Origin of the sequence: Oerskovia turbata (genome assembly GCF_000718325.1) — a bacterium.
GTDB classification, from domain to species: Bacteria; Actinomycetota; Actinomycetes; order Actinomycetales; family Cellulomonadaceae; genus Oerskovia; species Oerskovia turbata.
In genome coordinates this window covers 106,247-124,899 of record NZ_JOFV01000011.1, presented here as the reverse complement: position 1 = coordinate 124,899, position 18,653 = coordinate 106,247, and the positions used below count along the sequence as shown (strand labels likewise).

Genomic DNA, 18,653 nt, shown 5'->3' with positions numbered 1-18,653 from the left:
GCATGACCCAGGCCCTGACTCGTGTCGGGGAGATCCGCACCGAGATCTCGGCCCTCCAGGACCCGACGGCGGCGCGCGGCGCGTCGTCGGCAGGCACGACGGGTGCGTCGGGTACGGCACCGGGGGCCGGCGCGGCGAGCGCGACCGACTTCGCGTCGGTGCTCGCGGCGGTCGGTGCTGGTGACGCGCAGGGGGCGTCGGACCTGTTCGGCAGCCTGCTGTCGTCGTTGACCGGCACCAGCACGGGTTCCGGCACCGGCTCCGGCGCTGCGGCGGGGGCGTCCGATCTCGCGGGTCTGTTCTCCTCGCTCGTGTCGGCTGCGGGGGCGTCCTCGACGGGTGCCGCCGCAGGCACGGCCGCGACGGGCACGACGGGTGCAGCGGCCACGGCCGGGGCGGTCCTCGAGACCGCCAAGCAGTACCTGGGCGTGCCCTACGTCTGGGGCGGCGAGAGCCTGGCCGAGGGCGGTCTGGACTGCTCGGGCCTCGTTCAGCTCGTGTTCGGCGCGCACGGCGTCGACCTGCCGCGGGTCGCGAAGGACCAGATGCGTCAGGGCACCGAGGTCGCCTCGCTCGCGCAGGCGCAGCCCGGTGACCTCATCGTCCAGCGGGGCGGCAAGCACATCGGCATCTACCTGGGCGACGGGCAGATGATCCACGCACCCAAGCCCGGCCGGACGGTCGAGATCACGCCGGTCACGGATGCTTCCGTGACCACGATCCGCCGCGTGCTGGGCGCAGGGGCGCCGTCATGACTGCTGTCACGCCGTCGCTCGCGAGCATCCTCGCGCCCGCTGCCCCGTCCGGCTCGCGCCGTGGCGCGGGCGACTCCTCGGACGCGTTCGGCAGGTCGCTCGCCGCGGCGTCGGACGAGGCCGCCGGGTCGGGAGGCACGTCGTCGGCGGGCGAGGGGACCGGCGTCGTGGGCACCCTGCCCGACGGCGCCGCTCACCCGGGGCTCGTCGGTGCACCGGGTGTCCCGGGCGCCCAGGAGGGACCCGGATCGTTCGTCGAAGGGATCTCGCCCGGCGAGGACGGGACGGGCGCTGGCGACGGCGGCGTCCTGGGCAGCGGGGACACCGGCGAGACCGACGGCACCGACGGCACCGACGGGTCAGGCGGTCCGGGCGAGGCGACCGGTGCCGAGGGCGCGGTCGCGGGGCCACCGACCGTCGCCCCGCCCGTGGACCCCTCGCCCGTGCCGGGGGGCTCGGACGTGCTCCCCGACCCCGTCGACCTGCCGGGGACGGCAGGTGCCGACGCCGTCCCCGGTGCGGCGACCGGCGCCGTCGGGCCGTCCTCCGCCGGACCGGAAGAGCAGGCCACCGCGCCCGTGCCACCGGCCGGCAGCACGGTGTCGACCGCGGCGGAGCCTGCCGTGCCCGTCGAGCAGGCCGCCGCGGGGAGCGCCGCGCCACGTGGTGCCTCGACGGCGACCGGCGAGGAAGCACCGACGGCCGTCCGGCCGGTCGGCGACACGGCCGTGCCTCCCGTCGTGGCGGGGCAGGCGTCCGGCGGGGGAGCGGGCGGCGCGTCCGACGGTTCTCGACAGCCCGCCGGGGGACCCGTGGTGACCGCCCCGGCGCTCGTGGCGACGCCCGGCGCGCGCGTCCCCGCCAGCACCGGGCCCGCTGCCCCTGCCGCCCCTGCCGAGGCCGCCGCCGAGCCGACGGCGGCACCCGGGCAGGTCGTCCCCGCACCGGTCCCGGTGCCGGTGGCGCAGACCCCGGTACCTGCCGCCGTCGGGCAGGTCGCCCCCGCCCCGGCCACGCCCCAGGCACCTCCCACGCTCCACGCCCAGGTCTCCGGCCCCGTGTTCCAGCTCCTCGCCGCGGGCGACGGCGACCACGTGCTCACCCTGTCGGTGACGCCCGACAACCTGGGCCCCGTCACCGTCCGGGCGCACATCGCGGGCGGCGAGCTGCGGATCGAGCTCTTCGCGCCGCACGACGCAGGCCGTGAGGCACTGCGCGCGCTCGCAGGTGAGCTCCGCCGCGACCTCGCGGGCATCGCGCCGACGGCGTCGCTGTCGGTCTCGGACGCGAAGGAGGCCCCGGCCCAGGGGAACGGTCACCAGGCCGGGGCCGGCAGCGCGGGGGACGGGGGCACCGGCAACGGCTCGACCGGCCGCCCGGGCGAGGGCTACGCGTGGCAGTCCCGCCCCGGCGCACGACCCGGCGTCCCCGGGGCGACCACCGACCAGACCAACCAGCCGACAGTGGACGACACGACGCCGGGGGCCGCCCGGCGCCTCGACGTCCTCGTCTGAGAGAGGAACGACGTGCCGGTCACCCCCGTCTCCGGGGCGGGCTCCGCCCCCGTGGAGACCCCTCCCCCCACGCAGGGCGTGCGCGCCCCCAAGCAGGAGTACGACAGCGAGCTGTTCCTGGGTCTGCTCGTGACCCAGCTCCGCAACCAGGACCCGTCCAGCTCCATGGAGACCAGCGAGATCGTCGCCCAGACGACGTCGCTCGCCATGATGGAGTCCCTGAGCGCCATGCGCACCCTCGTCGAGGAGTCGGCGCTGCAGCAGCAGGAGGCGTTCGCGCTGCAGATGCGCGACGCCGCCGCGACCCTGCTCGGCAAGGAGGTGTCCTACCTCGACGCGGACGGCGTCGAGCACACGGGCATCGCTACCGCGGTGTCCTACAAGGACGCCGTCCCCACGGTGACGATCGGCGACGAGAGCATCGCGCTCGACAAGGTCTCGGGCGTCACCGGCACGGTCAGCACGGATGCCACCGAACCCCCACCCGCCACGGACGGCGCCACCGACAGCCAGGGCGACATCGCCGCCTGACCCGAAAGGACCCATCGTGCTCCGTTCTCTCAACACCGGAATCTCCGGCCTGCGCGCCCACCAGACCATGCTGGACGTGACGGGCAACAACATCGCCAACGTCAACACCACGGGCTTCAAGTCGTCACGGACCCAGTTCCAGGACACGCTCTCGCAGCTCGTCGCCGCGGGCGTCGCCCCCGACCAGCAGGTCGGCGGCTCCAACCCCGCGCAGATCGGCCTCGGCGTCACGACCGCGTCGATCACGACCCAGTTCACGCAGGGTGCACGGCAGGGCACCGGCGTCGCGACCGACCTCATGATCGACGGCGACGGGTTCTTCGTCGTCGAGCAGGGCGGTCAGCAGCTGTACACCCGCGACGGTTCGTTCGGCTTCGACGGCCTGGGACGGCTCGTCAACGCGAACGGGGCGTTCGTGAGCGGGTGGACCGCAGTGAACGGGGTCGTCAACACGAGCGGCCCCCTCGACCGGCTCACGATCCCCGTGGGCGAGGTCTCCCTGCCCGAGGCGACGACGAGCGTCACGCTCGGGGGCAACCTGCCCGCCGACGCGAAGGACGGCACGAAGGTCGTGCGCGACATCGAGATCTTCGACGAGCTCGGCACGTCGACCAAGCTGTCGCTCGAGTTCACCGCGACGGCCGGGGCCTGGTCCGTGAGCGCGCTCGACGCCGCGACGGGCACGGTCATCGGGGGCCCGCAGGGCCTGACGTTCACCGACGGCGCTCTCACGGCCGGTGGCGCGCTCACGGTCGCGGGCGTGGACATCGACCTGAGCACCGTCACGTCCTACGCGGGCCTGTCGAACGTCGCGGTCTCGGCCAAGGACGGTGCGGCGGCGGGTTCGCTCAAGTCGTACTCCATCTCCGGGAACGGGTCGATCATCGGCACCTACTCGAACGGCAAGACGGCCGTCCTCGGACAGGTCGCCCTCGCGTCCTTCACCAACATGGGGGGCCTCGAGAAGGCCGGCGGGTCCACGTACGCGGCGACGCAGTACTCGGGCGACCTGCTCATCGGCGGCGCGGGCGACCAGGGCCTGGGATCGATCACGTCCAGCTCGCTCGAGATGTCGAACGTGGACCTCTCGCAGGAGTTCACTAACCTCATCGTGTCCCAGCGCGGGTTCCAGGCGAACTCGCGCGTCATCACCACCTCCGACGAGGTGCTGACCGAGCTCGTCAACCTCAAGCGGTGACGACGGCCGCGCGCGGGGCAGCGCGCGGGCACCACGGCGCCCCCGGGACGACACGGTCCGGGGGCGCCGTCGTGCGCCGGGGCGCAGGGGGCGAGGCCCGGACCGCCCGACCTGCGCGAACGGCCCGGCGGGTTCAGCCCCCCTGCCCGTTCACGAGCACGCACGGGCTGCCGAGAGTACGGATCAGCGGGGCACGGCCGACCGGCGGTGCACCGCGCCCCGAGAGGCCCGGCTCGTCGCCCTCGCCCCCCTCCGACCGACCCGACCCGAAGGTGGAACCGTGATCGTCCTCACGCGCTTCAGCTCCGAGCGCATCGCGATCAACGCGGACCTCGTGGCCCGTGTCGAGACCAACCCCGACACCCGGGTCACGCTGATCGACGGTTCTCGATACATCGTCACCGAGTCCATGGAGGACGTGATCCGCCTGGTCGAGGAGCACAAGGCCCGCGTCCTGCTGCTCGCGCAGTCCATGACCAGCATCGGTGAGCGCACCCCGCTCGGCATCGTGCCCGACCGGTCCGACCCCGAGGCCGACGACCGTGCCCCGGTCGCCGTGACCCCGCTCCCCGCCCCGAGGAAGTAGGCCCCATGGATCCCGCAACCATCATCGGCATCCTGTTCGCGTTCGGTGCGCTCGTCGCGATGGTGCTCCTCGAGGGAGCCCAGATCACGTCGATCCTGCTGCCCGCGCCGATCATCCTCGTCTTCGGCGCCAGCATCCTCGTCGCGGTCGCGTCGGGCACCGTGCGCGACGCGCTCCAGGCGATCAAGGCGCTGCCGAGGGCGTTCGTGAGCAAGCCTGCCCGCCCGGCCGACGCGATCGAGGAGGTCGTACGGGCCGCCGAGATCGTCCAGAACGACGGTGGGCTCCTCGCGCTCGAGGCCGAGTCCCAGAAGACCGAGGACCCGTTCCAGCGCAGCGCGCTCCAGTCCCTGGCCGACGGCGCCGACGCCGACCAGCTGCGCACCCTGCTCGAGGAACGGATCGAGACCAAGAGCCGTGAGGACGCGGTCGCCTACGACTTCTACAACGCGATCGGCGGGTACGCCCCGACCATCGGCATCGTCGGAACCGTCGTGTCCCTGACCCACGTCCTGGAGAACCTCTCCGACCCGGCCGAGCTCGGCCACATGATCGCGGCCGCGTTCATCGCGACCCTGTGGGGCATCCTGTCCGCGAACTTCATCTGGCTGCCCATCGGCGCCAAGCTCAAGCGCATCTCCGACCTCGAGGTCCAGCGGCTCGACGTGCTGCTCGAGGGATACATGTCGATCCAGGCAGGCGCTCGCGCCCGCGTCATCGACGAACGGCTCAAGACCATGGTCCCCGACTGGTCGCTGCCCACGGGCAAGGCCGCCTGATGAGCGGCCGCTCGGCGGGGCACGGCCGACGCCGACGCGGCGGCGGCGGGGGCGGTGGCGGCGGTGGAGGTCACGACACGGGCGGCAGCGGTCGCTGGATGGTCTCCTACATGGACATGGTCACGGTCATCATGTGCCTGTTCATCGTGCTGTTCGCCATCAGCTCGGTCGACCAGGGCAAGTACCAGGAGCTCAAGTCGTCGCTCGCAGCCGGCTTCGGCACGATCGAGGACGCCGACGTCGTGGAGGCGGTCGTCGACGACCCGGCGACCGAGCCGCCCACCGACGTCGAGACCGACCTCGAACGGGCCCTGGCCGAGGTCGCCGACCTGACCGGGCTGCGCGACGCGATGTCGAGAGACCTGGACGCGTACGGCATGTCCGACACCGTGAGGTTCGAGATCGACGAGCGCGGCCTCACGGTGCGCCTGGTCTCGGCCGACACGTTCTTCTCGCCGGGCAGCGCCGACCTCACCGAGGAAGCGGGAGCCGTCCTGCAGATCGTCGGACCCGTCCTGGCTCCGACGACCTACGAGATCCAGGTCGAGGGGAACGCCGACTACAAGTCGACCGTGGGATCCCGCTTCCCCACGAACTGGGAGCTGTCGTCGTCGCGCGCCACCGCGGTCCTGCGCTACCTCGTCGAGCACAGCGGCCTGACCGAGCAACGGATCGCCGCGGTCGGGTTCGGGTCGGCGCGGCCGCTCGCAGCAGGGACGCACCCCGAGGCCCTCGCCGCCAACCGGCGTGTGGACATCATGGTCCTGTCCGCGCAGCCCGAGGCCGTGCGAGCCCTCATCCCCGAGGTCCTCGGCGGCACGCTCACCGCGGCGGACATCCCGGCGGCGGAGTCCGCGCACCGTGCCGCCCTCGCAGGGGCGGCGGAGGCGACGGCCGAGACCGGCTGACGGTCCCACAGACCCTCGGTCCCGTCGCGTCTCCCCGCCCGGGTCGTGCTCCTGGTGGGTGCGGCCGGTCGCCCCGGAGGGCGCCCGGTCGCCGTGCAGGCTCTCCGTCGCCCGCCTGCATAGGAGACCGACGTGAGCACGACGACACCCGTCAGGGTCCAGGGTCCCGCCGAACGGCGCAAGGTCGAGGTCTACGACTTCCGTCGCCCGACGACGCTCGTGCGTGAGCACCATCGCATCCTCGAGATGGCGTTCGAGAGCTTCGCCCGCCAGTGGGGAACCCAGCTGACCGCCCGTGTGCGCGTCGTGTCCCAGGTGAGCCTGGGCGCGGTGACGATGCGGACGTACGACGACTACGTGGCCGACCTGCCGGTCACGACCACGGTCGTCGTGTGCGAGATCGACGGCATCAACCCGCGCGCCGTGCTGCAGTTCCCGCACACCGACGCCCTCACGTGGATCGCGCACATGCTCGGCGCCGGCCCCTACATCCCGGCGATCGACCGCAAGTTCACCGACGTCGAGCGTGCGCTCGTCACCTCGCTGGTCACGGAGACGCTGCGCGACCTGCGTCACTCGATGGGCCGACTCCTGGAGACGCCGCTGAAGATCGGCTCGATCCAGCACAACTCGCAGTTCGTGCAGGCCGCGCCGACCGCCGAGCTCATGATCGTGGCGGAGTTCAACCTGCGGGTCGGGGACGGGGCGTGCACGGCGACCCTCGCCCTGCCGGCGATCGCCCTGCTGCCGCACCTCGGCGAGGCGAACCCGGCCGACGACCCGGCCGACGCCGCAGCGCGCACACGACGACACATCGCCCGTTCCCTGGTCGACGTCACGGTCGAGCTGTCGAGCGCGGCCATGACGCCGGTCGAGGTCGTCGACCTCGCCGTCGGCGACGTCATCCGCCTCCCGCACAACCGGTCCCGCCCGCTCGACGTCATCGTCGACGGCCACGTCCTGGCACGCGGTGCGGTCGGCTCGTCCGGCTCCCGCCTCGCCTGCCGCATCGTCACCACCGAGGAGAACTGAAGCATGAGTACCGCCACCACCGCCGACCGGACGGCCGTCGAGGCCGCGGTCGAGGCCGCCCGTGCGCTCGTCGAGCTCGTCCCGACGAGCACGCCCCTGTCCGCCGCGCTCTCGGGCGGCGCTCCGGTCGGACCGCAGGCCGTGACCGCGGTCGTCGCCTCGTACGTCGGCGACACGGGGACCGACATGGCCCTCGCGCTCATCGACGAGTCCTCCCTCGCCGACGCGTCCGAGACCCCGACCCTCGACATGACCGACCTCCTGCGCCCCGCGCTCGAGGCAGCCGGCGCCACGACCGGCGTCGGAGTGCTCGGCGACGTCCGTGTCGGCGACGCGACCGAGCTCTTCGAGGACGAGGAGGCCGTGGTCTTCGAGCTCTCCGCAGGCGGCGGGCCGACGGCCGGCTGGTTCGTGGTCCGTGCGCGCAAGACCCTGCGGAGCCTGCCCGACGAGGCCATGACGGGCAGCCGGCTCGCGCGCATCTCCAACGTCGAGATGCGGCTCGCCGTCGTCGTCGGGCACACGCGGATGCCCGTGCGCGAGGTGCTCAACCTCGAACCCGGCGCCGTCGTCGAGCTCGACCGCTCGGCCGGCGCGCCCGCGGACGTGCAGCTCAACGGCCGGACCATCGCCAAGGGGGAGGTCGTGGTCGTCGACGGTGGCGACTACGGCGTGCGGATCACCAAGATCCTCGACGCGGACGACTGAGCCCGTGGACGTCACCACCGTGCTGCGGGTCGCCTTCTCCCTGGCGGTCGTCATGGGGCTGCTGTGGCTGTCGTACCGGGTCGCCGACCGGAGCAGGCGTCAGACGCCCGGGGGGCGCGGCGCGCAGCTCACCGTCGTCGCCCGCCAGGGGCTGAGCCAGAAGAGCGCCGCGGTGCTCCTCGACTCGGGCGGCACCCGCTACCTGCTCGGGGTCACCGAGTCCTCGGTCACGGTGATCGACCAGGGGCCCGCGCCGGCGACGGCCACGGCGGCCGTGGCCACGGGCCCCAAGCACGCCGTGCGGGACGCGACGTCGACCCGCCTGGGGCCCTTCAACGTGGTGAAGTCGGCGACCGGCCCCCGGGCCACGGTCGCCCCGTCGGGCGGGGCCACGGTCACCCGGACCACGGGCGAGCAAGCAGCAGCGACCGACGCGACGGACCTGGCGGACCCGACCGGCCTGGCCTCCGGGGCCGCCCCCGACGGGCGACCGACGAGCCCGTCGTTCGACGAGGCCGTCCTGGCCGCGCAGGTCTGGCTCGACGAGGCGCCCGTCGCGCCCGTCGCCGCCCCGGCCGGGCCCGGGCGCGCGGTGAGCCTGCGCGCTGCGGGCGCTGCGCCGTCGGGCGTGACCTCCGCGGGCCTGGACACGGCCGCGGTGCGTTCGTTCCTGGCGGGCGACACCTGGCGTCAGGCCGCCCGTGCCGTGTGGGGGCCCCGGCGATGACCGTCGTCGTCCCGGTGCGCAGGCAGGCGCACCGGGCCGTGGCGCTGGCCACGGCCCTCGTCCTCGTCGTGCTCGTCCTCGTGACGGCGGTGCTGCTCGCCCCGTCCGCGAGCGCGGCCCCGACCGACCCCACGGCGCCCACCGCCCCGGTCGACCCGACCGCCCCTGACGGGGGCAGCAGCTTCTCGGTCGAGATCAACGGCCCGAACGGCGAGCCGTCGTCGTCCCTCGTGACGCTCGTGGGCATCACGCTGCTGTCGCTGGCCCCGACGCTGCTGCTCATGATGACGTCGTTCACGAAGATCTTCGTGGTGCTGTCGCTGACGCGCAACGCGCTGGGCACCGGTACCGTGCCGCCGAACATGGTCCTCGCGGGACTCGCGCTGTTCCTGTCGATGTTCATCATGTGGCCCGTGTTCGGCGAGATCAACGAGGCCGCCGTCCAGCCCTACCTCGCGGGCACCACGACGTTCAGCCAGGCGCTCGACGCGGGCTCCGAGCCGCTGCGCGAGTTCATGCTGGCGCACACGCGCGAGGAGGACCTCGCGCTCATGACGCGCGCGGCCGACCTCGACAACCCGGCGACCATGGCCGACGTGCCGCTGACCACGCTCGTGCCGGCGTTCGTGATCTCGGAGCTGCGGGCGGCGTTCATCATCGGCTTCGTGATCTTCGTGCCGTTCCTCGTGATCGACCTGGTCGTCGCGGCGGCGCTCATGAGCATGGGCATGATGATGCTCCCGCCCACCATGATCTCGCTGCCCTTCAAGCTGTTGCTGTTCGTCCTCGTCGACGGGTGGGGGCTCATCACCACCTCGCTCATCGGCTCGTACGGGGTGGGATGACATGGAGACGTCGGCCGTCCTCGACATCGCGACCCAGGCGATGATCCTCGCCGCGAAGCTCGCGGCCCCTGTCCTGATCACGTCCCTCGTCGTGGGTTTCTCGATCTCGCTCGTGCAGTCCGTGACCCAGATCCAGGAGGTCACGCTCTCGTTCGTGCCGAAGGCCGCGGCGGTCGCCGTCGCGCTCATCGTGTGCGGCAACTGGATGATCGGCGAGCTGGTCTCGTTCACGCACGCGATGTTCGACCTGATCCCGTCCCTGCTGGGCGGCGGCTGACGTCGGTGACGTTCGACATCGACCAGGCGTGGCTCCAGGCGACCCTGCTCGCCGGGGTCCGCCTGGCCGCGTTCATGCTGCTCGCGCCGCCGTTCTCCCACAAGGCCATCCCGCGCCAGGTGCGCGCCATCCTCGCGGTCTCGCTGGGGCTGGTGGTCTCGGGCCGGGTCGCGCCGACGTACGAGGCGGTGGGCACGGCCACGTTCTTCGCGCACGTGGTCGCCGAGGCGGCGACGGGCGCGATGCTGGGCACGCTCGTCATGATCGTCTTCTCGGCCGTGACCGCGGCCGGCTCGCACCTCGACCTGTTCGGGGGATTCTCGGTCGGCATGGCGTTCGACCCGCAGACCAACGTGAGCGGGTCGCAGTTCACGCGCCTGTTCGCGCTGGCCACGGTCGTCCTGATGTTCACCTCGGACGCCTACCAGCTCGTGATCCTCGGCCTCGCGCGCTCGTACGACGTGGTGCCGGTCGGGGCGTTCGCCGGGGTCCCGGCCGGGTCCTTCATCGACGCGCTCACGGGGTCGTTCGTCGCGGGGCTCCAGATCGCCGGGCCCATCGTCGTGGTCCTCTTCCTGGCCGACGTCGGGCTGGGCCTGGTCACCCGTGTCGCCCCCGCGCTCAACGCGTTCGCGCTCGGCTTCCCGCTCAAGATCTTCCTGACCCTCTCGCTCGTCGGGACGGTGCTCATCGCCCTGCCGCACGCCCTGTCCGCGCTCACGGCACAGGCCCTGGAACTGATGGGAGGGGTCGGCTGATGGCGGACACGTCCGAGGAGAGGACCGAGCAGGCCACCGAGCGCAAGATGAAGGAGGTCCGCGAGAAGGGGCAGCTCGGCCGGTCGCAGGACCTCACGGCATGGGTCGGGATCGCGGTCGCGGGTGCGCTGCTCCCGCTGACGCTCGGCAACGCGGCCGGGGCCGCGACCGAGCAGGTCCTGTCGATCCGCACCGTGATCGAGAACCCCGAGCCGGCCGTCGCGGTCGTGCTCCTGCAGGAGGCGTTGCGCTCGATCCTGCCCACGATCGGCATGCTGCTCGCGGCGGTCGCGCTCGCTGCGATCATCGGCTCGGTCGTCCAGGGCGGGCTGCACCTGAAGAAGTTCCGCGGCGAGTTCCAGCAGTTCAACCCGGTCTCGGGGTTCAAGCGGATCCTCGGTCCCCAGGCGTTGTGGAACGGCGTCAAGGCGCTCCTCAAGACGACCGTGGTCGGGGTCGTGCTGTACGTCGTGATCCAGTCGCTCATGCCCGTGCTGCTCTCGGCGGGCGGTCTGCCCGTGGCCTCGCTCCTGGAGGCCGCCGGGTCGGGGGTCAAGGCGCTGCTGCTGTGGGCGACGGCGGCAGGGATCTCGCTCGCGCTGCTCGACGTGCTCGTCGTCGCCAAGCGCAACCGCAAGAAGACGCGCATGACGAAGAAGGAGGTCAAGGACGAGCACAAGAACAGCGACGGCGACCCCATGGTGAAGTCGCAGCGCCGGTCGATGGCCCGCGCGCTGTCCCGCAACCGCATGCTCGCCGCGGTCGCGGACGCCGACGTCGTGATCGTCAACCCCACGCACGTCGCCGTCGCGATCCGGTACGAGGCGGGGAAGTCCGCGCCGCGCGTCGTCGCCAAGGGGGCGGACCACCTGGCTGCGCGCATCCGTGAGAAGGCCGAGGAGGCCCGGGTGCCGATGGTCCGCGACGTCCAGCTCGCTCGCGCGCTCCACAAGGTGTGCGACGTCGGGCAGGAGGTCCCGGTCGAGCTCTACATGGCCGTCGCGCGCGTCCTCGCGTTCGTCATGGCCCTCTCGCGCCGCGGGGCCGCGGTCTCGTCCGTGCCGCACCGGCTGGGGCGCCCGGCGATCGCGCCGGGGGAGTGGCCGGCGGACGAGGACCCCACGGGAGCGGGCGAGGCGCGCACGGCATGAGGCGCGCCGTACCCACCGCACGGCGGCCGGCGGGCGGTACCCGGCCGACACCGCCGCCGACCCTGCTGCCGACCCTGCTGCCGACGATCCGACGTGCATAGGGCCTCACGGCAGCACCTGCCACCGCTCCGGACCGGGAAGGACCAGGGTTCCGCGTGAAGAACCGCTCCCTCGCCATGATCGCCGTCCCGCTCGGCGTCGTCGGCATCGTCCTGCTGCTCGTCGTGCCGATCCCCGCAGGGATGCTCGACGTGCTCATCATCGTCAACATCCTGCTCTCGCTCGTGATCCTGCTGACGTCGATGTTCGTCACCAAGCCGCTCGACTTCTCGGTCTTCCCGTCGTTGCTGCTCGTCGCGACGCTGTTCCGCCTGGGCCTCAACGTCGCCTCGACCCGCCTCGTGCTGGGCAACGGGTACGCGGGCGAGGTCATCAGCGCGTTCGGTCACGTCGTGGTCAACGGGAACATCGTCATCGGCATGGTCGTGTTCCTGATCCTGGTGGTCATCCAGTTCCTCGTGATCACCAAGGGCGCCGAGCGCGTCGCCGAGGTCGGTGCACGCTTCACCCTCGACGCGATGCCGGGCAAGCAGATGGCGATCGACGCGGACCTCAACGCAGGGCTCATCTCAGAGACCGACGCCCGCGCACGACGCGCCGAGGTGTCCGCGGAGGCGGACTTCTACGGTGCGATGGACGGCGCCTCGAAGTTCGTCAAGGGGGACGCCATCGCGGGCGTCGTCATCACGATCATCAACCTGGTCGGCGGCATCGTCATCGGCGTCGTCATGCACGCCATGCCCGTGGGGGAGTCGGTCGACACCTACTCGATCCTGACGATCGGCGACGGTCTCGTGACCCAGGTCCCGGCGCTGCTCATGGCCGTCGCGACGGGCATGATCGTGACCCGCTCCAACTCGGGCGAGGGCGACGTCGGCTCGCAGGCCTCGAGCCAGCTCGTCCAGTCGCGCCACGCCATCGCGATCGCGGGCGTCGCCTCGTTCGCGATGGCGCTCATCGAGGGCATGCCCAAGCTGCCGTTCTTCGTCCTGGGGATCGGGCTCCTCGTCGCCGCGCAGCAGATCAAGGTGCGCCAGGAACGGGCCGAGGTCGCGCGGGCCGCTGCCGAGCAGCTCGAGAAGGGCGCGGCTGCGTCGTCGGACGGCACCGAGAACCTCATCGAGCAGATGCGCGTGCACGCCCTGGAGATCCTCCTGGCCCCCGACCTCGTCGACCTCGTCACGGGGGCGCACGACGATCTCCTGGGACGCGTGCGCGCGCTGCGACGCAAGATCGCGATGGACCTGGGCGTCGTCGTGCCGCCCGTGCGCACCCGTGACTCGATCGAGCTGGTCGCCTCGAGCTACGCCGTGCGGATCGCTGGGGTCGAGGCAGGCCGGGGACAGGCGCCCGCGGGCAAGGTCCTCGCGCTGGGCGACAACCTGGCGTCCCTGCCCGGGCAGGTCACGGTGGACCCGGTGTTCGGCATGGAGGGCAAGTGGGTGCCCGTCGAGATGCGGCACAGCGCCGAGATGGCCGGGGCGACGGTCGTCGACCGCGTCTCGGTCCTCGTCACCCACCTGTCGGCGATCATCTCGGCCAACGCCGCCAGGCTGCTCTCGCGCGAGGACGTCCGGGTGCTCACCGACGAGGTCAAGCGCACCAACCCCTCCGCGGTCGACGAGCTCACGCCGACCCTGCTGTCCCTCGCCGAGATCCAGCGCGTGCTCCAGGGGCTGCTCGAGGAGCGCGTGGCGGTCAACGACCTGCCCCGCATCTACGAGGGGCTCGCGCTCGCGGCGAGGCGCTCCACGGACGCCGAGCACCTGGTCGAGTCGGCGCGGTCCGTCCTCGGCCCCGCGATCCCGGCACGGTACACGGTCGACGGCACGATCCGCGTCGTGACGATCGCGCCCGTGCTCGAGCAGGCCATGCTGGCGGGGCGGCAGCCGGGTGGGGAGCACGGCACGGTCATCGTCGTGGACCCGGCGCGGCTCGACGCGTTCCGCACCTCGGTCGCCGACGTGGTCGAGGCCGCCCGAGGTGCCGGCCACGACGTCGTCCTGGTCTGCGCGCCGTCCCTTCGTCCGGCAGTCCGTCGCCTCGTGGCGACCCAGCTGCCCGACCTGGCGGTGCTCTCGTACACGGAGGTCACCTCGGGGAACGCCCTCATCGAGACCGTCGGGGTGGTGAACGATGCCCCGGCGCTTGCTGCTCGCGGGTGACACCCTCGAGGGCATCCTCGACGAGGCCCGGCGCGCGCACGGCCCGGACGTGCGGATCGTGTCGGCCGAGCGAGTCATCACGGGCGGCATCAAGGGACTCTTCGGCCGGCAGCACTACGAGGCCGTGATCGAGGTCTCCTCCCCGACCACGTTCGCCGTCCCCGACCACCCCGTCCGCTTCCCGGCGGCGCGCCGGGCGGGGATCGCCGCCCTGCTCGACGACGCCGACGACGCCGACCGGCTCGAGCCGTCGAGGTCCCAGGACCTCGAGGTGTCGACCGGGGGAGACGACTTCGCGGCGATGCTCGACGAGCTGATCGCCGAGACGGCCCTCCCCGAGCGTTCTGGGGGGCCGAGGGAGACGGGCCCGTCGACGGCCCCGGGCGACCTCGTCGCGCTCGTCGGCCTGGGCGACGACGCCGTGGCCGTCGCGCGCGCCATGCACGGTCGCCTCGGTCTCCTCACGGCGTCGGCAGGGCAGGCGCTCGACGTCGACGCCCCCCGGGTCGGCGACCCTCGCAGCGCGACAGAGGCGAGGGCCCGCGGCGTGCACGCCGGTACGTCGACCGTGGTCGCGGTCGGCGTCTCGACCGACCTCGCCGACGGGCTCCGGATCCTCGACGACCTCGGACCCGAGCAGGTGTGGGTCGTGGTCGACGCCTCGCGCAAGCACGCGGACACCGCCGCCTGGGTCGACGGGCTGCGCGGGGTCGTGCACGTGCATGCCATGGTGGTCGTGGGGCGGTCGCTGACCCGGACCCCCGAGACCGTCCAGCTCCTCGGGCTGCCCGAGGGGTGGGACGCGGGCTGACGGACGCCCGGCGCGCATAGGTGCACCGGAAGGTCAGGACGACATTCACGAACGTCAGGAGGACGTCGATGCTGGTGCTGGGGCGCAAGGTGGGCGAACGGATCCTCGTCGGCGAGGACATCGTCCTGACGGTGGTCTCCGCGGGACGCGACGGGGTGCGGATCGGGATCGAGGCGCCGCGCGACGTGCGGATCCACCGGGCCGAGATCGTCGACCAGGTCGCCGAGGGCAACCGTGCAGCCGTCGCGACCGAGGCGACCGCCGACGAGGTGCGTGCCCTGCTCACGCTGCGTCCGGCATCCTGAGCCCTCGACGACGCGACGCAGTCCCCAGGTCCCCGGGCCCCTCGGGAGTCGTGCGAGAGGGACGGGCTGCTGCGCTGCCGGGGCGCACGTGCGCGCTAGGGGTGCGGGACCGAGACCGCTGGGCCGTGCCGACGCTCGCTGGTGCTCCGGCCCCGGCCGAGCGACCTGTCCGACCGGTCGGTGCGGTGGCTGCTGCGACGGTCGTCGTCACGGTCACGGTCACGGTCACGGTCACGGTCCCGGTCCCGGTCCCGGTCTCCGTCGTCGTCCCGGTCGCGGTCGCCACGCCCCTGGCCCCGCTGCTCGGTGCACCCGTGCTGGTCACCACGCCGGTCGTCGTCCCGGTCGCCGCGGCGGTCGTCGTCCCGGTCCTTGTGCCGGTCCTCGTGCCGGTCGTCGCGCTCGTACCACCCTCCGCGCCCGAGGCCGTCGTGGTCGCACCAGTCGTTGTCGTTGCCGTTGCCGTTACCGGGTCGGCCGCCCTCCTGGGGCACCTGCGCGGCTCCGGTCCCGGAGCCCGGGACGGGCACAGCGGGCACAGCGGGCGCGACGGGTGGTTGGGGGACCGTCGGAACCGGTGCCTGCTGCACGGCGGGAGGCGGGGTCGTGGGGGAAGCGACGGGCACCGGCACGACGACGTCGGGGGCCTTGTCCTTGCCGTTCCCCACGAGGTTGTCCCACAAGCCGACGATGGGCATCGTGAGCCGGTCGACGAACGTCACGTTCGACGTGGTCGTGCCGTCGGCCGGACGTTCCTCGGCGGGGGCGACCGCCGCGCCGACCACGATCGTCACGGTCGACAGGAGCGCCGCCGCACTCCATCGCAGCGACGTGCGGGGCGACATGCCGTGCCCCAGGACGGTCCCGGCCCTGCCACGGGCGTGCCGGGGCGTGCCCGCCGCCCCGGCGCGCCCGTGGGCCGCGAGCTCGACCGGGATCTTCGGGACCGGAGTCGCCGCGGGCGAACCGACGGTGACCACGGCCGGTCGAGGGCTCACACGAGGGCTCGCACGAGGGGGCGCAGCAGGAGGGACGTCGGCAGCGGCCGTCTCGCGCACCGCGAGCAGGTTCGCACGCTGTGCTGCGAGACGCTGCCGGTACGGGGCCACGGCGACGACGCCCTGGGCAGCCCACCGGAGGACGGCCCGTGCCGACTCGGCGCGCACGGTAGCGACCCAGCTGCAGGGATCGATGCTCCGGCGCCCCGCCGCGATGTCGCGCAGCAGCGCCTGCTGGGCCGTCGTCACGGCGTCGAGCGCGGCCGAGCGGTCGGCCGGAGCCACCAGGTGGGCCCGCACGACGCGCCGTGCTTCGCGGGCGAGCTCGCCGGCGCGAGAGGCCCAGAACTCCGCGAGGGCACGGTCGCGGGCGCCGGCGGGCAGCGCGGCGAGGCCGGACAGGGCGTCGACCCCGAGGGGGCCGTGCGCAGGACGTGCGTCAGACATGCAGCGTTCTCCCCTGCCCACGGGTGCGCAGGCTGGTACGGCCGTCGTCGCGGCGGTGGTGCGGCAGAGCGAGGGCACGCCGGTCTGGGGTCGTCGCGCCGACGAGCGACGTGGCCGAGCCCTGCGGCGAGACGTCCGGGCGGGGGTTCGCGTTCACGCCGACTCCAGGAGGTCGGCGCCGATGCCCATCGCCCGCAGCCGTGCGGCGGCGAGCTCGCGGACCCGGTCGATGTGCGCGACGGTGCTCCGGCGGGGCAGTCCGAGCGTCCGGGAGATCCACACGACCGTGTCCTGCCCCGGGAGGGGCCCGCCGCCGTCGTACGCCTCGGCCATCCACAGGGCGGCCACCTTGCCGCGCGTCGAGCTCTCCGCCCGCGCCGCGTCGACGACCGAGCGCACCAGGGTGGGCGCCTCGGCCGGGTGCAGCACGCAGTCGAGCTCGTCCTGGACGAGACCGGGGGAGTCGAGCGCCTCGTCGAACGACAGCGCGCCGGACAGCACGAGCTCGTCGGCCTCGGTGACGACCATCCCCTGCCGCACGACGTCGGATCGGTGTGCGGCGAGCCGGTCGTTGGTCGCCTGCACGGCCTCCCGCACGGTCGGCACCGTGCCGCGCAGGGCCGCGAGCTCGGCACGTGTGCGCGCGAGCTCGCGTCGGCGTCGCTGGGCTGCGACCATGCCCGACGCGGGAGCCGTCGCGTGGTCGACGAACGAACGCACCCTCGGGCGTGCGGTGTAGACGACGATGGCGAGGAACGAGCGCATGCCGGCCAGGTAGGCCGGGTCCTGCCGCGACCTCTCGAGCATCTCCCAGACGGTCTCCACGACGATCGACTCGACGTCCTCGAGGTACTGGGCGGGCTGCACCGAGTTCGTGCGGCACAGCCGGGCGGCGATGCGTCGCCAGTGGTCGCGGTGGCCTGCGATGAAGGTGGAGACCTCGACGCCGTAGCGGGCGTCGTCGCCGAGCGCGACGATGCGCGCGACCTCCGAGCGGACCGCGTCTGCGGGCGCGTCGTGGTCGTCGTCGAGGTTCGGCTCCTCCGCGACACGCAGGGAGCGCGCTTCGCGTGCCCGATCCGGGCACGTGCCGGAGGGGGGCCGCACGTTCATGCCATCAGCATGCGGCCGCTTCGCACTACTTTCACGTCTGAACACGGTTTTCACACCGGAGTTCACCCTCGCTGGTGCTATGGGTGGTGCCATGCTGGGAGTTGCCGCGGCCCGAGCCCGGGAATTCACCCGGACGGGCGGCGGTTCATGTCGTTCGCCCCTTCTGCACCGGCACCGGGGATGGATACACTTCCGCGTCGGCGATGGCTCGCCGACCTGGGCGCGGACACGCAGACGAGCAGGAGGTGGAGCATGGGCGGCAGGACCTGCGCACCGTTGTCGGCGACGAGTCGAGGCCAGGGCGCTCGCCCGTGCGTCTCGTTCTCGTCAGGCACGCCTGCTGCCGCTGCGGGCCGACGACGACGCGCCGAGGCGATCCCGCGATGACGACCTCGGCGCCGTGGGACGACACCACGTGGGCGGCCTGGGCCGTCGGGCTCGTCGAGCCCCTGATCGATCCCTACGACCGCGTCGCCGATCTCGAGGCCATGCGGGAACAGGCCCGAGGGCAACGGCTGCGAGCCGTGACCCTCCTCGCGGGAACCCTCACCGACCTCCTCGACTCGTTGCCGGACGAAGATCCGTGGCGCCACGTGAACCCCGCGACGTTCGGGACCTACCGCGACGGGCTGGACCTCGTGCCGACCGAGGCCACCGAGATCCGGGAGGACATCGGTCTTGCCGCGCTCGCTCGTCCGCTGGGCCGCGAGGGCGCCAAGCTCATGAGCGACGCCCAGCACGGTTGGGAGAACGTCGCGCACCGGGCCAGCGAGCTCGACGACCCGGTCCCCGTGCTGGCCCGCGTCGTCTCCTGGGCGTCCTGGCGCCGCCGCGTGTACGTCGGCGAGGACACCTATCCCGTCCTGGTCGTCTTCTCGTGGCTCCGCCGCGCGGCACTGGTCGCGGCGGGCCGGCAGATCGACGACGCCGAGTCGCACGAACGGACCAGGACCTCGGCCAGGATCGTCGACGACCTCGTGTGACG

General features: G+C 72.9%; 20 protein-coding genes. 18 read left to right on the top strand and 2 right to left on the bottom strand.

What is annotated here, in order from left to right; all coding sequences use genetic code 11:
* Nucleotides 1–2 precede the first annotated feature (2 nt).
* From IE95_RS0113175 to csrA, 17 genes are all read left to right on the top strand, one after another.
* On the top strand, nucleotides 3–755 hold the full coding sequence (locus tag IE95_RS0113175; RefSeq protein ID WP_206053338.1) for a C40 family peptidase: 753 nt from the start codon (nucleotides 3–5) through the stop codon (nucleotides 753–755).
* Nucleotides 752–2,269, top strand: a complete 1,518-nt coding sequence (locus IE95_RS0113170; RefSeq protein WP_030152082.1) for a flagellar hook-length control protein FliK — start codon at nucleotides 752–754, stop codon at nucleotides 2,267–2,269. The genes IE95_RS0113175 and IE95_RS0113170 overlap by 4 nt, the downstream gene beginning before the upstream one ends.
* A gap of 12 nt (nucleotides 2,270–2,281) precedes the next feature.
* A complete protein-coding gene (locus tag IE95_RS0113165) occupies nucleotides 2,282–2,800 on the top strand; it encodes a flagellar hook assembly protein FlgD (protein WP_084690247.1) in 519 nt (172 codons plus the stop codon).
* Nucleotides 2,801–2,816: 16 nt separating this feature from the next.
* Nucleotides 2,817–3,998 (top strand): flagellar hook protein FlgE, encoded by a 1,182-nt coding sequence (locus tag IE95_RS0113160; RefSeq protein ID WP_030152080.1) that lies wholly within the window; start codon nucleotides 2,817–2,819, stop codon nucleotides 3,996–3,998.
* 280 nt (nucleotides 3,999–4,278) lie between these two features.
* Nucleotides 4,279–4,584 (top strand): flagellar FlbD family protein, encoded by a 306-nt coding sequence (locus IE95_RS0113155; RefSeq protein WP_030152079.1) that lies wholly within the window; start codon nucleotides 4,279–4,281, stop codon nucleotides 4,582–4,584.
* A 5-nt stretch (nucleotides 4,585–4,589) separates the two neighbouring features.
* Nucleotides 4,590–5,363: a motility protein A gene (locus IE95_RS0113150; RefSeq protein ID WP_030152078.1), complete on the top strand. Its 774-nt coding sequence runs from the start codon at nucleotides 4,590–4,592 to the stop codon at nucleotides 5,361–5,363.
* A complete protein-coding gene (locus IE95_RS0113145; RefSeq protein ID WP_084690245.1) occupies nucleotides 5,363–6,271 on the top strand; it encodes an OmpA/MotB family protein in 909 nt (302 codons plus the stop codon). The genes IE95_RS0113150 and IE95_RS0113145 overlap by 1 nt, the downstream gene beginning before the upstream one ends.
* A 132-nt stretch (nucleotides 6,272–6,403) precedes the next feature.
* Nucleotides 6,404–7,303: a flagellar motor switch protein FliM gene (locus IE95_RS0113140; protein WP_030152076.1), complete on the top strand. Its 900-nt coding sequence runs from the start codon at nucleotides 6,404–6,406 to the stop codon at nucleotides 7,301–7,303.
* Nucleotides 7,304–7,306: 3 nt separating this feature from the next.
* Entirely contained in the window at nucleotides 7,307–8,011 is a 705-nt protein-coding gene (fliN, locus tag IE95_RS0113135; RefSeq protein ID WP_030152075.1) for a flagellar motor switch protein FliN, read from the top strand.
* 4 nt (nucleotides 8,012–8,015) lie between these two features.
* Entirely contained in the window at nucleotides 8,016–8,738 is a 723-nt protein-coding gene (locus IE95_RS19675; RefSeq protein WP_051703089.1) for a FliO/MopB family protein, read from the top strand.
* Nucleotides 8,735–9,583, top strand: a complete 849-nt coding sequence (fliP, locus tag IE95_RS0113125) for a flagellar type III secretion system pore protein FliP (RefSeq protein WP_030152073.1) — start codon at nucleotides 8,735–8,737, stop codon at nucleotides 9,581–9,583. Before IE95_RS19675 ends, fliP begins: the two co-directional genes overlap by 4 nt.
* Nucleotide 9,584: 1 nt before the next feature.
* Nucleotides 9,585–9,860, top strand: a complete 276-nt coding sequence (locus IE95_RS0113120; protein ID WP_030152072.1) for a flagellar biosynthetic protein FliQ — start codon at nucleotides 9,585–9,587, stop codon at nucleotides 9,858–9,860.
* 5 nt (nucleotides 9,861–9,865) lie between these two features.
* Nucleotides 9,866–10,618, top strand: a complete 753-nt coding sequence (locus IE95_RS0113115; protein ID WP_030152071.1) for a flagellar biosynthetic protein FliR — start codon at nucleotides 9,866–9,868, stop codon at nucleotides 10,616–10,618.
* On the top strand, nucleotides 10,618–11,769 hold the full coding sequence (locus IE95_RS0113110; RefSeq protein WP_051703088.1) for an EscU/YscU/HrcU family type III secretion system export apparatus switch protein: 1,152 nt from the start codon (nucleotides 10,618–10,620) through the stop codon (nucleotides 11,767–11,769). The genes IE95_RS0113115 and IE95_RS0113110 overlap by 1 nt, the downstream gene beginning before the upstream one ends.
* 176 nt (nucleotides 11,770–11,945) lie before the next feature.
* A complete protein-coding gene (locus tag IE95_RS0113105; RefSeq protein WP_030152069.1) occupies nucleotides 11,946–13,994 on the top strand; it encodes a flagellar biosynthesis protein FlhA in 2,049 nt (682 codons plus the stop codon).
* Nucleotides 13,966–14,805 (top strand): hypothetical protein, encoded by an 840-nt coding sequence (locus IE95_RS0113100; RefSeq protein WP_030152068.1) that lies wholly within the window; start codon nucleotides 13,966–13,968, stop codon nucleotides 14,803–14,805. Before IE95_RS0113105 ends, IE95_RS0113100 begins: the two co-directional genes overlap by 29 nt.
* A gap of 68 nt (nucleotides 14,806–14,873) precedes the next feature.
* Nucleotides 14,874–15,110: a carbon storage regulator CsrA gene (gene csrA / locus IE95_RS0113095; protein WP_030152067.1), complete on the top strand. Its 237-nt coding sequence runs from the start codon at nucleotides 14,874–14,876 to the stop codon at nucleotides 15,108–15,110.
* Nucleotides 15,111–15,205: 95 nt separating this feature from the next.
* Here csrA and IE95_RS19670 read toward each other — a convergent pair whose 3' ends face one another.
* Nucleotides 15,206–16,555, bottom strand: coding sequence for a lysophospholipid acyltransferase family protein (locus IE95_RS19670; RefSeq protein ID WP_051703087.1), 1,350 nt, complete (start codon nucleotides 16,553–16,555; stop codon nucleotides 15,206–15,208).
* 153 nt (nucleotides 16,556–16,708) lie between these two features.
* The gene (locus IE95_RS0113080) at nucleotides 16,709–17,668 is read right to left on the bottom strand and encodes a hypothetical protein (RefSeq protein ID WP_030152065.1); all 960 of its coding nucleotides are present in this window, start codon (nucleotides 17,666–17,668) and stop codon (nucleotides 16,709–16,711) included.
* 383 nt (nucleotides 17,669–18,051) lie between these two features.
* Here IE95_RS0113080 and IE95_RS0113075 point away from each other — a divergent pair, with 383 nt between their 5' ends.
* Nucleotides 18,052–18,651, top strand: coding sequence for a hypothetical protein (locus IE95_RS0113075; protein WP_030152064.1), 600 nt, complete (start codon nucleotides 18,052–18,054; stop codon nucleotides 18,649–18,651).
* The last annotated feature ends 2 nt before the right edge of the window (nucleotides 18,652–18,653 follow it).

Excerpts from the sequence above, each read along its gene's own strand:
- IE95_RS0113175 (WP_206053338.1), top strand. The coding sequence starts at position 3 with ATGACCCAGGCCCTGACTCGTGTCGGGGAGATCCGCACCGAGATCTCG.
- IE95_RS0113170 (WP_030152082.1), top strand. The coding sequence starts at position 752 with ATGACTGCTGTCACGCCGTCGCTCGCGAGCATCCTCGCGCCCGCTGCC.
- IE95_RS0113150 (WP_030152078.1), top strand. The coding sequence starts at position 4,590 with ATGGATCCCGCAACCATCATCGGCATCCTGTTCGCGTTCGGTGCGCTC.
- IE95_RS0113145 (WP_084690245.1), top strand. The coding sequence starts at position 5,363 with ATGAGCGGCCGCTCGGCGGGGCACGGCCGACGCCGACGCGGCGGCGGC.
- fliN (WP_030152075.1), top strand. The coding sequence starts at position 7,307 with ATGAGTACCGCCACCACCGCCGACCGGACGGCCGTCGAGGCCGCGGTC.
- fliP (WP_030152073.1), top strand. The coding sequence starts at position 8,735 with ATGACCGTCGTCGTCCCGGTGCGCAGGCAGGCGCACCGGGCCGTGGCG.
- IE95_RS0113120 (WP_030152072.1), top strand. The coding sequence starts at position 9,585 with ATGGAGACGTCGGCCGTCCTCGACATCGCGACCCAGGCGATGATCCTC.
- IE95_RS0113110 (WP_051703088.1), top strand. The coding sequence starts at position 10,618 with ATGGCGGACACGTCCGAGGAGAGGACCGAGCAGGCCACCGAGCGCAAG.
- IE95_RS0113105 (WP_030152069.1), top strand. The coding sequence starts at position 11,946 with ATGATCGCCGTCCCGCTCGGCGTCGTCGGCATCGTCCTGCTGCTCGTC.
- IE95_RS0113100 (WP_030152068.1), top strand. The coding sequence starts at position 13,966 with ATGCCCCGGCGCTTGCTGCTCGCGGGTGACACCCTCGAGGGCATCCTC.
- csrA (WP_030152067.1), top strand. The coding sequence starts at position 14,874 with ATGCTGGTGCTGGGGCGCAAGGTGGGCGAACGGATCCTCGTCGGCGAG.
- IE95_RS19670 (WP_051703087.1), bottom strand. The coding sequence starts at position 16,555 with ATGTCTGACGCACGTCCTGCGCACGGCCCCCTCGGGGTCGACGCCCTG.
- IE95_RS0113080 (WP_030152065.1), bottom strand. The coding sequence starts at position 17,668 with ATGAACGTGCGGCCCCCCTCCGGCACGTGCCCGGATCGGGCACGCGAA.
- IE95_RS0113075 (WP_030152064.1), top strand. The coding sequence starts at position 18,052 with ATGACGACCTCGGCGCCGTGGGACGACACCACGTGGGCGGCCTGGGCC.